12 protein-coding genes are annotated in these 13,774 nt (G+C 68.6%); 7 read left to right on the forward strand and 5 right to left on the reverse strand.

The genetic code is table 11. From position 1 onward, the window contains the following. Positions 1 to 122 precede the first annotated feature (122 nt). The 5 genes from N7I30_RS09740 (at position 123) to N7I30_RS09760 (ending at position 5,706) form a co-directional block, all read left to right on the forward strand. Positions 123 to 1,043, forward strand: coding sequence for an IclR family transcriptional regulator (locus tag N7I30_RS09740; protein ID WP_498638446.1), 921 nt, complete (start codon positions 123 to 125; stop codon positions 1,041 to 1,043). Then, positions 1,040 to 2,209 (forward strand): acetyl-CoA acetyltransferase, encoded by a 1,170-nt coding sequence (locus N7I30_RS09745; protein ID WP_228239890.1) that lies wholly within the window; start codon positions 1,040 to 1,042, stop codon positions 2,207 to 2,209. Before N7I30_RS09740 ends, N7I30_RS09745 begins: the two co-directional genes overlap by 4 nt. Then, positions 2,206 to 3,837: an acyl-CoA synthetase gene (locus tag N7I30_RS09750; RefSeq protein ID WP_498638449.1), complete on the forward strand. Its 1,632-nt coding sequence runs from the start codon at positions 2,206 to 2,208 to the stop codon at positions 3,835 to 3,837. Before N7I30_RS09745 ends, N7I30_RS09750 begins: the two co-directional genes overlap by 4 nt. Positions 3,838 to 3,886: 49 nt before the next feature. Continuing rightward, positions 3,887 to 4,762, forward strand: a complete 876-nt coding sequence (locus N7I30_RS09755; RefSeq protein ID WP_498638451.1) for a PCC domain-containing protein — start codon at positions 3,887 to 3,889, stop codon at positions 4,760 to 4,762. A 197-nt stretch (positions 4,763 to 4,959) separates the two neighbouring features. Continuing rightward, complete coding sequence (locus N7I30_RS09760) at positions 4,960 to 5,706, forward strand: endonuclease/exonuclease/phosphatase family protein (protein ID WP_187391988.1); 747 nt, start codon at positions 4,960 to 4,962, stop codon at positions 5,704 to 5,706. Here the strand turns inward: N7I30_RS09760 and N7I30_RS09765 are convergent. Beyond that, positions 5,667 to 6,725 carry a phospholipase D-like domain-containing protein gene (locus tag N7I30_RS09765; protein WP_498638453.1) on the reverse strand — a complete coding sequence of 353 codons (1,059 nt, stop codon included), beginning with the start codon at positions 6,723 to 6,725 and terminating at the stop codon, positions 5,667 to 5,669. The two genes, N7I30_RS09760 and N7I30_RS09765, sit on opposite strands and share 40 nt — an antisense overlap. Before the next feature lie 166 nt (positions 6,726 to 6,891). Beyond that, positions 6,892 to 7,881: a UDP-glucose 4-epimerase GalE gene (galE, locus tag N7I30_RS09770; RefSeq protein ID WP_498638455.1), complete on the reverse strand. Its 990-nt coding sequence runs from the start codon at positions 7,879 to 7,881 to the stop codon at positions 6,892 to 6,894. A 246-nt stretch (positions 7,882 to 8,127) separates the two neighbouring features. Between galE and N7I30_RS09775 the strand changes: the two genes are divergently transcribed. Further along, the gene (locus N7I30_RS09775; protein ID WP_498638456.1) at positions 8,128 to 9,051 is read left to right on the forward strand and encodes an extensin-like domain-containing protein; all 924 of its coding nucleotides are present in this window, start codon (positions 8,128 to 8,130) and stop codon (positions 9,049 to 9,051) included. Between the two features lie 57 nt (positions 9,052 to 9,108). Here N7I30_RS09775 and N7I30_RS09780 read toward each other — a convergent pair whose 3' ends face one another. Beyond that, on the reverse strand, positions 9,109 to 10,008 hold the full coding sequence (locus tag N7I30_RS09780) for a LysR substrate-binding domain-containing protein (RefSeq protein WP_498638458.1): 900 nt from the start codon (positions 10,006 to 10,008) through the stop codon (positions 9,109 to 9,111). 114 nt (positions 10,009 to 10,122) lie between these two features. Here N7I30_RS09780 and N7I30_RS09785 point away from each other — a divergent pair, with 114 nt between their 5' ends. Next, on the forward strand, positions 10,123 to 10,341 hold the full coding sequence (locus N7I30_RS09785; protein WP_024351690.1) for a hypothetical protein: 219 nt from the start codon (positions 10,123 to 10,125) through the stop codon (positions 10,339 to 10,341). 73 nt (positions 10,342 to 10,414) lie between these two features. Here N7I30_RS09785 and N7I30_RS09790 read toward each other — a convergent pair whose 3' ends face one another. Both N7I30_RS09790 and N7I30_RS09795 read right to left on the reverse strand, forming a co-directional pair. Further along, a complete protein-coding gene (locus N7I30_RS09790; protein ID WP_370194453.1) occupies positions 10,415 to 12,352 on the reverse strand; it encodes a M23 family metallopeptidase in 1,938 nt (645 codons plus the stop codon). A 1,057-nt stretch (positions 12,353 to 13,409) separates the two neighbouring features. Next, on the reverse strand, positions 13,410 to 13,774 hold a 365-nt coding region (locus tag N7I30_RS09795), incomplete at its 5' end, for a hypothetical protein (protein WP_498638461.1).

Raw genomic sequence — 13,774 nt, forward strand, 5'->3', positions numbered from 1 at the left:
TATCGACCTTGTAAGCGGGGCAAACATTGCCAGCATGCCGGACCGCTTGCAACCGGATATCCTTTGCTCGACAATGTGCCGTGAGAAACGGCATCCATAATGTGGACATCGGGGAGGCGCGATTGGGTGGAGATCAACCCGTCGCACGCGAGATCGGCGGAGCCCAGAGCGTCGACCGGGCGCTGGCGCTCCTGTCGCTGATCAGCCGGCACGCCGGCGGCGTGTCGCTGTCCACCGTGGTCGAGGAAAGCGGTCTCAACCGCGCCACCGCGCGGCGGCTTCTCCTGGCGCTGATGCGCTCGCGTCTCGTCGAGCAGGAACCGGTCAGCCGGCGCTACCATCTCGGCGAGGAGGCGTTCGTCCTCGGCGTTCTGGCCTCGCGCCGCTACGGCCTGCTCGATGTCGCGATGGAAAGCCTCATCGCCCTGTCGGCCCGCAGCGGCGACACGAGTTTCCTGTCGGTGCGGCGCGATGCCTTCGCGGTCTGCCTGCACCGCGAGGAGGGCGCCTATCCGATCCGCACCCATGCGCTGGAGGTCGGGGACCGGCATCCGCTCGGCGTCGGCGGCGGATCGCTGGCGATCCTGGCGACGCTGCCGGACGCGGAGATCGAGCGGGTGCTGGCCGCCAATCGTGAGATCATGGCGGCGGGCTATCCGCTCTATTCGCCGGAGATCATCCGCCAGCATGTGGCGCTGACCCGCGCGCGCGGCTTCGCCGTCAATCCGGGTCTGGTGCTGCCGAACTCCTGGGCCATCGCGAAGGTGGTGCATTATCCCGACGGCCGGGTCGCCGGCGCGCTCAGCCTCTCGGCGATCGACAGCCGCATGGGCGAGACCCGGCAAGGCGAGCTGGCCTCCCTCATCGACCACGAGGTCAAGGCCGTCGAAGCTCGGTTGCGCCAGATGTTCGCGCCCGACGGCCCGCGACAGGACAACACGAGACCGCAGACGACGCCACCGGCGGACAAGCGCGCCGCACCCGGCGGCCCCGCAAGCGGGCAGGCTGCGGCGCAGTTCGAACTCGAAAGGATCAGGCAATGAGCAAGGCACAGATGGTCGGCTGGTCGCACAGCCATTTCGGCAAGTCCGAGGCGCCGACGACCCAGGCGCTGATGGGCGAGGTCGTCGCCCCGGCGCTGGAGCATGCCGGGATCGGCGCCGAGAGCGTCGACGGCGTCTTCGTCGGCGTCATGAACAACGGTTTCTCCAAGCAGGACTTCCAGGGCGCCCTCGTCGGGATGGCCCATGAGGGGCTCGGCATGGTGCCGGCGGTGCGGATGGAAAACGCCTGCGCCACCGGCTCGGCGGCGCTCTACAGCGCCATCGACTTCATCGAATCCGGCCGCGGGCGGATCGCGCTGGTGGTCGGCGCCGAGAAGATGACGGCGATCCCGACCGTCCAGACCGGCGACATCCTGCTGGGGGCGAGCTACCGCGAGGAGGAGGCCGAGGTCGAGGGCGGGTTCGCCGGCCTGTTCGGGCGGATCGCCCAGCAATATTTCCAGAAATACGGCGACCGCTCCGAGGAACTGGCGATGATCGCCGCCAAGAACCACAAGAACGGCATGGCCAATCCCTACGCTCACATGCGCAAGGATTTCGGCTTCGAGTTCTGCAACACCATCTCCGACAAGAACCCCTATGTCGCCGCGCCGCTGCGGCGCACCGACTGTTCGCTGATCTCCGACGGCGCGGCCGCGATCGTTCTGGCCGACGAGGAAACGGCGGCCGGCCTCGAGCGGGCGATCGCCTTCCGCTCGCGCCGTCACATGAACGACGTCCTGGCGCTCAGCCGCCGCGACGTGACCGAGTTCGCCGGCGCGCGCCGGGCCTGGTCCCGGGCACTGGAGGATGGCGGCGTGTCCCTGGACGATCTCGACTTCGTCGAGACCCATGACTGCTTCACCATCGCCGAGATGATCGAATACGAGGCGATGGGCCTCGCCGAGCCCGGCCAGGGCTACCGGGTGATCCGCGACGGCGTGTCGGCCAAGGACGGCCGGCTGCCGGTGAACCCGTCCGGCGGGCTGAAATCGAAGGGCCATCCGATCGGTGCCACCGGCGTCTCGATGCATGTGATGGCGGCGATGCAGCTGATGGGCGAGGCCGGCGACATGCAGGTGCCGGAGGCCAAGATGGCCGGCGTCTTCAACATGGGCGGCGCGGCGGTCGCCAATTACGTCTCCATCCTGGAGCGCGCCAAGTGACGACAGGCGTCCTGACGGGCGACCCGAAGGGCGGCGTCGCGCCGCAATCGACGCGGGTCGCCAATCTCGCGCATTTCCTGACGCGGGCCGCCCGCCGCCTCGGCGGCGAGGTCGGCCTCGTCTGGGGTGAGGCGGAATGGAGCTGGGCCGAGATCGACGCGCGGGCCTCGGCGATGGCGGCGGCGCTGCGCGATCGCTACGGCGTGTCCAAGGGCGACCGGATCCTGGTGCAGTCGCAGAACTGCAACCAGATGTTCGAATCCATGTTCGCCTGCTTCCGCCTCGGCGCGGTCTGGGTGCCGACGAATTTCCGCCAGACGCCGGACGAGGTCGCCTATCTCGCCAGGGCCAGCGGCGCGACGGGGATGATCTGCAACGCCGCCTTTCCCGATCATGCCGAAGCCTGCCGGGCGGCCTGTCCCGATCTCGGCTTCGGCGTCGCCATTGGTGCAGCCGCATTCGGCGAGGATTACGACACGCTGGTAGCCGCCCATCGCGGGGTCGCGGTGGCGAATGCTTCGGTCGATCGCGACGATCCCTGCTGGTTCTTCTTCACCTCGGGCACCACGGGCCGGCCGAAGGCGGCGGTGCTGACCCACGGCCAGATGTCCTTCGTGGCGACCAACCATCTCTGCGACCTGATGCCCGGCACCGGGCCGCGCGACGCCTCGCTGGTGGTCGCGCCGCTGTCGCATGGCGCGGGCGTCCATCAGCTGACGCAGGTCGCGGCGGGGGCGAAGACCATCCTGATGCCGACCGAGCGCTTCGACATCGCCGCCGCCTGGCGCCTCGTCCAGGAATGGCGCGTGACGAACATGTTCACCGTGCCGACCATCCTGAAGATGCTGGTCGAGCATCCGGCGGCGGCCGAATACGACCATTCCTCGCTGCGCCACGTGATCTATGCCGGCGCGCCCATGTACCGCGCCGACCAGAAGCGGGCGCTGGAGACGCTCGGCCCGGTGATCGTGCAGTATTTCGGGCTGGGCGAGGTGACCGGCAACATCACCGTCCTGCCGGCCCATGAGCATTCGGCCGACGACGCGGCGGCGCGCATCGGCAGCTGCGGCTACGAGCGCACCGGCATGGCGATCTCCATCCAGGACGAGGCGGGCACCGAACTCGGACCGAACGAGACCGGCGAGATCTGCGTCACCGGCCCGGCGGTCTTTGCGGGCTATTACGACGACCCGGACGCCAATGCGAAGGCGTTTCGCAACGGGTGGTTCCGCACTGGCGATCTCGGCCATCTCGATGCCGAGGGCTATCTGTCGATCACCGGCCGCGCCTCGGACATGTACATTTCCGGCGGCTCCAACGTCTATCCGCGCGAGATCGAGGAGAAGATCCTCACCCATCCGAAGATCAGCGAGGTCGCGGTCCTCGGCGTGCCCGATCCGGTCTGGGGCGAGGTCGGCATCGCGGTCTGCGTGACTGTCGCCGGCGAAAGCGTCGGCGAAGCCGAGCTCGGGGCTTTCCTCGACGGGAAGATGTCGCGCTACAAGCTGCCCAAGCGCTTCGTCTTCGTCGACGAAATGCCGAAATCGGCCTATGGGAAGATCACCAAGAAGCTGGTGCGCCAAGCACTGGAAGACCGCGGGCTGCTGGATGGCGAGCGCGCGGCGTGAGCACCGGGCCAGTCCTCCGCCCGTCGATCTCTTCGCGAACGGAATTGTCGTGACCGCGCCCCGGCGGATCGTTCATCCGGGCCCGGAGGCGGGAGAGCGATCCTGCGTCGCGCCGGCGCGCGCGGTGCCGCTCGACTTCACCGTGCCGGCCGGCGAGATCGTCAATGCCGGGATCGCCGCGGGTCTCGCGGCAGCAGGCTGCGACGGCGCCTGGGTCGATTTGTCCGGCGGTCGCTTCGCGCCGTTTCGCTACGTGATGCCCGCAGGCTCGCCGGGCCCGAGCCACGCGGCTTGGTACAGCGAGACCTTCGCGCCGGAAGGCATCGTCACCGTCGAGGCGGCCGGCGCCATCGTCGGCTGGCGCGACGGCGAACCCTTCCTGCACTGCCACGGCATCTGGACCGATCCGGCCGGCGACCGGGCGATGGGGCACATGCTGCCGCTCGACACCCGCACGGCCGCGCCGCTGCATGTCCGCGGCACAGGACTCGTCGGTGCCAGCTTTGTCGCGCGGCACGACGACGAGACCAATTTCACCCTGTTCGCCGCAGAAACGATGCCACGCGCCGGCGTGTCTGGATCCGGTCCTGGCAACGGTCCGCATGCGCTGGCCGTCACCCTGCGGCCCAACCAGGACGTCGGCACCGCCATCGCGGCGATCTGCGCGGAACGCGGGATCACCGACGCGCGCCTCTGCGGCATCGGCAGCCTCAACGGCGGGCGCTTTGTGAACGGCCCGGCGATGGATTCCTATGCGTCGGAGTTGCTGATCCGCGACGGCCGGATCGGGGCCGGCACGTCCGAGCCGCAACTCGACGTCAGCGTGGTGGCGATGGACGGCACGATCTTCGAGGGCCGGCTCGTCCATGGCGACAATCCGGTCTGCGTGACCTTCGAACTGGTGATCCTGCCTCTCGCTGCGTGAGGCGCGTTCGCCTCGCGCCGGGCAGGAAGCTACGCCGCCGATGGATCGAACGCGCCGCTGGTTCATTTTCACGGTCGTGACAGCGGCGTTGCCGCGGCCGGATGATCCCGCATCCCGGCGCGTTCCTTGAGGAGCGGTCATTGCGGAGAGCGCGGACAGGGGCAATGATCCCGGCTCCGGCTTGGGAACGAGGTCTCATGTTTCGTGTCGCGTCCTACAATATCCGCAAGAGCGTCGGCACCGACTGGCGCCGGCGGCCGAAGCAGATTCTCGACGTCCTCACCGAACTCGATGCCGATATCGTCGCGCTGCAGGAGGTCGACCGCCGGCTCGGCGACCGGCTGTCGTCCCTGTCGCCGAGCCTGATCGCGGAGATGACGCATTTCCGGCCGATCCGCTTCGGCGTGCGGCCGGGCAGCCTCGGCTGGCACGGCAATACGATCCTGGTGCGCAAGGACGTCGAATTGCTGCGCCGCAAGCGGCTGGTGCTGCCGGCGCTGGAGCCGCGCGGCGCGGCGCTGGCGGATCTGCAGATCGGCGATCTGAAGATCCGGGTCGTCGGCATGCATCTCGGCCTTGTCGGGCTGTGGCGCAAGCGGCAGGCCCGGGCGGTGCTCGACCAGTTGGCGAGTCTGGAAGAACCGCTGCCGACGGTGATGATGGGCGATCTCAACCAGTGGAACACCGAGGGCGGGTGCCTGGCCCATTTCGCCGAGGACCATCACGTCATCGCGCCGGGTCTCAGCTTCCACTCGCAGATGCCCTTCGTCTCCTTCGACCGGATCATCACCAGCCTCGACATCCATGTGGATGCGGCGGCCGTGCACAGCTCGGAGCGGGCGCGGCTCGCCTCGGACCATCTGCCGGTCTGGGCCGACCTGTCGCTGATGGGCGCCGACGGCGATCAGAAGCGGCGGGACGTGGCGATGTCGCACGCATACTGATCGGCGAGGACCGCGCGGAAGGCCGGCGACGTCGTGGCGAGGCCGTTCTCGACATTCAGGCCGATGCTCAGCATGTCGAGATTGAAGCTGCTGACCATGCTCCAGTCGTCGATGATCGCCAGCTTGGCGTGCATCATGCCCGGCAGGTAGCCGTGGACCTCGACCCCGCGGCGCGCGAGCGCGGCGGCGAAACGCTGTGAGACGAGATCGATCGCCGGATGGTCGCTGACGGCCGGCAGCAGCAGGCGAACGCGCACGCCGCGCTGCCGTGCGCCGGTCAGCGCCGACCAGATCTTCCGGTCCGGGAACAGATAGGGCGTCGCCAGGTCGATGGACGTTTCGGCGTCGCGCAGCCGGCTCAGCAATGCCTGGTAGATTTGCTGGCGGGCCGGCCGCACCGGATCACTGGTCAGGTAATTCCAGTGGCCGGCGCCGCAGGTCGCTTCGGCAGACTGGCTGCGGCTCCGGCGGGCCGAGATGCCGTTGGCATAGGCCCAGGCGGTCTCGAAGGCGGCGAGGGCTGCCGGCACGATGGGGCCCTCGATGCGCACCATCGTGTCGCGCCAGTCGGCCATGCGGTCGGAATAGCAGGCGCCGCCGGCCATCATCCGCCGCCCGTCGGCGATGACCGACTTGCGGTGCAGGCGGTGCATGCCGCTGATCGGATTGCGCAGAAGCCGGCTCAGCGGATTGTAGCGGACGAGTTCACCGCCGGCCTGCCGGAACGCGGCGCCCGCCGGGCTCCGGGCCTGCTCGGCGCTGCCGAAGGCATCGACGAGCAGGCGGACATGGACGCCGCGCCGGGCGGCCTTGGTCAGGACATCCATCAGCCGGGTGCCGATCGTGTCCGCTGCGAAGATGTACTGCTCGATCGCAAGGCTCGTGCGGGCGCCGTCGCACAGCTCCAGCACCGCCGGCCAGATCGTTTCGTTGTAATGGAAGATCTGCCACTCCGACGGCCCGGCGGGCACGGGCGCGATGGGCATGGCCTGCGGAATCTCGGGGTCGGTGCAACTCATCTCAACCATTCACGGACCCATGCCCGGTTTCGTCCTTCGCATCCAACTGTCCGCAACAAGATCGCCGGGCGAAGGTTGCGCCATGACGACGGCATTTCCGCAATATCCGGCTGCGGGTCAGAGGAGCGGCCCGCCATCGGTTGCGGCCCCGCATGCTCACGTCGCCCTAGCGATGATTGCGAAAGCGCAGCCGGTCCTCCCAGCGCAGGGCATGCGCGACGATGGTGGGCAGATCGTCGTATTTCGGTGTCCAGCCCAGCGTCTCGCGGGCGGTGCTGCCGTCGGCGACGATCATCGCCGGATCGCCCGCCCGGCGCCCGGCCGAGCGGATATCGAAATCCTGGCCGTGCACCCGGCGCACGGTCTCCAGCACTTCGCGAACCGAAAAGCCGCGGCCATAGCCGACATTGCTGACCAGGCTCTCGCCGCCCCGGCGCAGATAGGCGATGGCGTCGAGATGGGCGGCCGCAAGGTCGGTCACGTGGATGTAGTCTCGCACTGCCGTGCCGTCCGGCGTCGGGTAGTCGCTGCCGAAGATGCTGACGTGATCGCGCAGGCCGAAGGCGGTCTCGCAGGCGACCTTCACCAGATGCGTCGACGAATGGGTGGACTCCCCGGCGCGGCCCTCGGGATCGGCGCCGGCGACGTTGAAATAGCGCAGGGCGGCGTAGCGCATCGGATGGGCACGGGCGACATCCTCCAGCATCATCTCGGTCATCAGCTTGGACCGCCCATAGGGCGAGACCGGCCGCAGTTCGGCGGTTTCGCGCACCGGCTCGCTGCCCGGCATGCCGTAGACGGCCGCGCTGGAGGAGAAAACGAAATGCGGGACGCCGTGGCGGACGGCCGTCGCGATGAGGAGATGCGAGGCGACCGTGTTGTTGGCGTAGTAGCCCAGCGGATCGGCCACCGATTCCTCGACGAGAAGCGAGCCGGCGAGATGCAGCACCGTCTCCGGCCTGTGCTCCGCAAACACCGCCTCGAGGAAGACGGCATCGCCGATGTCGCCCTTCGCGAATGTCACGCCTTCGGGGATGGCCCAGTCGAAGCCGGTGCTCAGATCGTCCACGACCACGACCTCTTCACCCCGGGCAAGGAGCCCGAGAGTCATGTGGCTGCCGATATAGCCGGCGCCGCCGGTCACGAGAACGCTCATCCTGTTCCTCTCGCCGCCTCGGCCCGATGAGGCCCCGGCCTTTGCGGCGCACAGTGTCGCGAACCCGCTCTGCGGCGCAAGAGGCGCGATGCGCGGCGCGCGCCGGGACCGCTGCAGACGGGACGCGGGGGGCGACGCGCTTCCCCTACGGATACTGGCGGGCGTCGCCCGTGCCACTAGCTGCGGGCGTCAGGCCAGCAACGGTGCCGCGGCATCGCGTCGGCGGCAAATCGAAGGCGACGCGTCATGCCAAGGACCGGGAACTTCCAGAGCCGTCTCTTCCCGTTGCCACGGCGTTGCCTGGTCGCGCCGGCCCTGGTCGCTGTGCTGCTGATGACCGCTGCCCCCGCGACTGCACAACGCTCCGACGATGGCTTGCCAGACGCGGGGACCGGCGCTTCGTCCGAGGCGGCCGACGATACCGCCAACGCGCCGCTGTCCGGCGACGAAGCCGCCGAGCGTCCTGTCACCGCGATTCCGTTGCCGGAGCGGCGTCCCGCCGGTCGCCAGGCCGCATCGCCCGCAGCAGACACGCCCACCGAACAGAGCGACCGGGCGACGCCGGCGGAGCTGCGCGACCGGGACCCGGCCATTACCCCGGAAGCCGCCGTCGCGGCGGCCGCCGCCATCGCCGACGCCAGGATCTGCGAGGACGAACTCACCCGGCGCGGCGTCACCTTCACAGTGGGCGACAGCATCAGCGAAGGCGATTGCGGTGTCCTGCGCCCGGTCGATCTCGACCGGCTGTCGTCGGGCGTGACGATCGCCCAGCCGACGCAGCTTCTTTGCCGCTCGGCGCTGGCGCTGGACATCTGGGTGGCGAGCAGCGTGTTGCCCGCGGCAAAGGCGCAGTTTCCCGGCGATGCGGTCACCGCGTTTCGCCATGCCTCCACCTATGTCTGCCGCAGCCGCTCATCCGGCAGCCGCATTTCCGAACATGCCCGCGGCAGCGCCGTGGACGTCGCCGATTTCGGCTTTGCCAGCGGGCGCCGGCTGGGCGTCGAAAAGCAGGCGGACGGCTCGCCCGAGCAGGCGTTCCAGCGCCAGATTCGCGAGGGCGCCTGCGGGCCGTTCAAGACGGTGCTGGGGCCGGGCACCGACGCCGACCACGCGACCCATTTCCATCTCGACATTGCCGCCCGTCGCAACGGGGCGACCTATTGCAAGTGAGGTCGCGCGGGCCGTGCCGCGGACGGGGCCGAAAGCTCTTCGGTAGCCGGAACGCGGTCAGGCGAAGGCGAGCGTCGGGGTCGGCTGCAGGTCGGCGAAACTCGCCACGACATGCTCGGCCAGCGCCTCGGCGACGGCGCTGCAGCCGCGCCGCTTCATCAGCGCCACCTCGTATTGCCGCAAGGGCGGCAGACCTTCCGCCGCGCCGAGCTTCTGCAGCGGCGCCGTGACATGGCTTTCCGGCAGGGGCGCGATGGCGAGGTCGGCCAGGACCGCGGCGATCTGGCCTTGGGAATGACCGCTGGAATAGGCGATGCGATAGCGCACATTGGCGGCATCGAGCGCATCGAGCGCGATGGCCCGCCAGGCACAGCCGCGGCTGGCGAGCGCCAGCGGAAGCGGCTCGCGGGAAATGGCGCCGCCGTGCTTCAGGCCGGCCCAGACGAGATTTTCCGTGTGCACGATGGTGACCTTGCGCTGGCCGTATTCGCCGCAGGCCAGCACCGCCAGGTCTAGTTCGCCGGCATCGCAGAGCCGGCGCAGATCATCGCTCGAACGCAGCTTCACATCGACCTCGACCTGCGGATGGGTCGAGGCGAAGCGCTTGAGGATCTGCGGCACGGCGATATAGCCGATGTCGTCGGGGGCGCCGAAAACGACGCGCCCCTCGATGCCCTGCGTCAGGAAGCGCGACACGGTCTCTTCGTTGAGATCCATCAGGCGGCGGGCGTAGCCCAGGAACGCCTCGCCATCGCTGGTCAGGCGCACGGTGCGGCCCTCGCGCACGAACAATTCGCGGCGCAATATCTCTTCGAGCTTCTTCATCTGCAGGCTGACCGCCGAGGGCGTGCGGGCGACGCGGTCGGCGGCGCGCGAAAAACTCCCCGTGTCGCAGATGGCGACGAAGGTGCGCGCGAGATCGGTTTCGATCAGGGGAAGCTGGCTGTGCCGGGACATGCGCGGGACCGATGAGTGCAACTCACCGATCAGTTTAGATCTTATCGCTGGAAATGCCAGCGCGACTATCGCACATCCCATGGATTGATGATGATCCGCCGAAGGGGTGGCGACATGTTCGGACTGAAGATCGCAAAGCGCTCGCAGCGTGCTGGCCAGGCCATGAAATCGGCGGAACGGCTGGACCGGTCGATGTCCCTGCTCGACGCCCATATCCGCGCCGATGTCGGCGACATGGGCCGTCCGAACGAGATCGTCCCGCTGTCCGAAAGCCTGCGCTGGCGGATGGTCGAGGAAAGCCGGTTCGTCCGCTCCCTCAACGCCTTCGAATAATCCGGCACCTCGCCGTCGTCCGGCTTCGGTCGGCGGCCTGTCCGCAGCACGAGTCTGATCGCGCGAACGCTGCCTAGCGGGCCGCCAGCAATGGCGTTTCCACCCGCTCGCGCAGCAATTCGTCGATCCGGTCGCGCTCGCGCTGGAAGGTCGCGAGTTCCTCGCCCTCCAGCACCCGGCCCGACGGCAGCTTGATGCGCATCGGGTCGACCTTCTGGCCGTTCACCGCGAGTTCGTAATGCAGGTGGTTGCCGGTCGACAGGCCGGTCGAGCCGACATAGCCGATCACCTGGCCCTGGCGCACGCGCGAGCCGACCTTGACGCCCTTGGCGATGCCGCTCTGGTGCGAATAGGAGGTCTCGTAGCCATTGGCGTGGCGCACGATGGTCTGCCGTCCGTAGCCGCTGACCCAGCCGGCCTTCTTCACGACGCCGTCGCCGGACGCCAGGATCGGCGTGCCGCCCGGGGCGGCCCAGTCGACGCCCCAGTGCGGGCGGACATAGCCGAGCACGGGATGCTTGCGGCCGGTCGAGAAGGCCGAGCTGAAGCGGCCCCTGGGGACGGGTTTGCGCAACAGGAACTGCTTGGCGCTGCGCCCGTCGGCGTCGAAATAGTCGGCGCTTTCGGCGTCTTTCGGCCGGAAGCGGTAGAAGCGCCGGGAGGTCTCGCCGAAGCGGACATCGACGAACAGCATCTCGGATTCGTCGGTCGCCTCCTCCTTGCCTTCCTCCATGGAGTAGAAGACGGCGATGCGGTCGGTCGGGCTGAGGCGGGACTGCAGATCGACCTCGGTGGCCAGCATCTGCACCAGCTGCTGGCAGAGGCGGTCGTTGAGGCCATAGGCGAGCGCGGCCTGGTAGAGCCCGTCATAGACGGTCGGCATCTTGGCGCGCAGCGGCGCCTCGCTTTCGCTGCTGTCGAAGGCGGCGGCGACGGAGCCGCCCATTTCGGGGGCCTGCGCCGGCTCGAACGGGCCGTCCTCGGTTTCGGCGACGGTGCCCAGGTGGCGGGTGCCGCGATAGGCAGAGAGGCGGACCACCGTCGCGGCCTCGCCGATCGTCTCGACGCCGACGCGCAGGGCATCGCCGGGCTTCAGGGCATCGGCTTCCAGCCGCGCCGCGAGCGCCTCGACCGCCTTGCCGCTCTTGCTCTCGTCATAGCCATTGGCATCGAGCACGGCGGCGATCTTGGCGGCTTCGCGCAGCGGGATGACCTCTTCGTGGAATTCCGGCCGGTCGCTGCCGGTGTCGGACGGCGCGAGGGAGACGTTCTCCTCGATCACGCGGAAGGCCGATCCCGGCTCGTATTCGGCGGCGTCGCTGGTCAGGTTGAAGCGCAGCGGATCGACCGTGTTGAGCGAGGCGACCTGCACCGGCGCATAGGCGAGCGACGGCGAGACCTGCCGCACCAGGCGCTCGGCCTCGCTGGTGCCGATGTCGTCGACGCGCTCGTAGCTGTCGGGATCGAAGTCGAAGGGCTCGACCTTCAGCCGCACCTCGGCCTCGACCCGCGCACCGTAGAGCTGCGCGGCCTGGCCTTCGTCGCCGGATTCCGGTTCGTCGGCGTCCGGGTCGGCGAAGATGTTGAGCGGATCGAAGGCCGGATAGTCGATGCTGGTCTGGTGGCGGGCGCCGAGCAGCATGTTGACATAGCCGAAGGGCAGGGTGCGGATGACCTCGCGGTCGCCCTCGCGGGTCATGGTCGACAATTCGACGACCTGCCGGCTGCGGGCGACGGGGAGGGCGGTGGCAACGACGCGCTCGCCCTTTTCGTTGAGATCCTCGCTGGGGGCGAAGGCGGCGGCGAGACCGGCGGGCCGGGCGGCGCCGCGATGGCCGTCGAGGGCTGCCGACAGGGCGATGCCCATCAGCGCCGTCGAGGTCAGGCCGGTGAGAAGCGTGCCGGCCAGCCAGCGCGCCGAGACCTGGCGACGGTCGGGCTTGCGCCTTCGGTCGCTGATCAGCGGCGGCTCGTCCCCGAATGCCGGCGTGTGTTGCGGCAAGCGCACCATCCCTCTCGTCGTCGCCTCTGGATATCCCCGCTTCCGCCTTCGGCGCACAAGGTGGCGAAATATCGACCATATCCCCCGGCGAGCTGCCGCGGGTGACATGATCCATAGGGCATACAGGGCCCGCCGGCCTGTCTCAAGTCATCGCCCGTCCTTCGATCGATCTTCCGCCGCTTACGCGTACGCGCGCGAATCCATGTACCCGAGACGGCGCGATGCCGGAGAAGGGCGTGCGAAGGCGTTGGCGTCGCGGGGCCGGGCTGTCGTCGATTGGAGGCACGTCGGCGGGATGGCAGAACGCCGGTTCGCGAGGCACGGCGGCGCCTAGCGGGCGTGGTGCGGGTGGGGGGCGCCGCCGTTGCGCGGACCATCTCGGCGCGCGGTCCGGCCCGTGTGCCTTCTGCAGCGGAGAGGATGCTGGCGCGGTCGAGGCATGGGGCCTCGGGTCAAGCCCGAGGATGACGCGCGGTGGATGGGTGAGCGCTTGTCTCGGAGGACAATGTGGCGCCCATAGTCGGACCGATTGCGGCTCGGTGCAGCGGATGACGGGGATCTGCATCACCCAACTCAGGTGTCATCCTCGGGCTTGACCCGAGGACCCATGCCAAACCGCTGCCGCTGCACAAACGGTCGCGGGCTCACTTTTCGCGTCCCGGACCGCTGCCGCCGCGTGTGCCTCGCCGCCCCGGCGCAGGCGTCACCCCCGGCGCCATCGCCGCACACACCCCATCCCCGCGCTACCGCGCAATCGCGTGATTGAATGGGGGAGTGCCATGGCCTCCCCAATCCGCTCGTCCGGCATGCTGGGAGGCAAATTCCCGAGCGACGCAGTCCGATTCCATTCGGCCCCCTGCGGTGACGCACCCATCAGACCGCCGAACCCGATGGCCGAACTCTGATCAGAGTTTGTGGGGCACCCATATGCTCCGCGGAACGCTGCTCACCCCTTTGAGGCAGGGGTTCGGACCGACGGGCCAGTGCCCGATTTGCAGGACCGCCACCGTCGGCATCGACCATGCGAGATTTCCGCATCTCCCAAACACGCAGTCCGAACAAAGACTTAGTCCGGACTTGCCGAGGCCCGCGGCCGATCCGATCGAACTTTGCGAAGTTTTTGCGACTGTGGTCGTTGACAGGTCCGGATGGGGTGGCCTATATCGCGTTCATCGACGACGGCGGTGGCGCCGGGGCGGGCCGGACGGTCCGCCGAGAACTGGTTCGGGGCAAATTGTTCTGACCGGTTCGGTTTTGCGCCGCCATCGTCATCATCTATCGAGAGCCGCTTTGCAGCGACCCTCCTCAGGGTATGACCGGACTTGTCCGGATGTCCCACCGCCGATCTGATCGGCGTGCTCTTTGAAAACTGAAGATTGAGAAGAAAGAGAAGCGTGGGCGGCGGATTGTTTGCCTGGAGCTTCGTGTCGG

The sequence above is a fragment of the Aurantimonas litoralis genome, assembly GCF_026153195.1.
Taxonomy (GTDB): Bacteria; Pseudomonadota; Alphaproteobacteria; order Rhizobiales; family Rhizobiaceae; genus Aurantimonas; species Aurantimonas coralicida.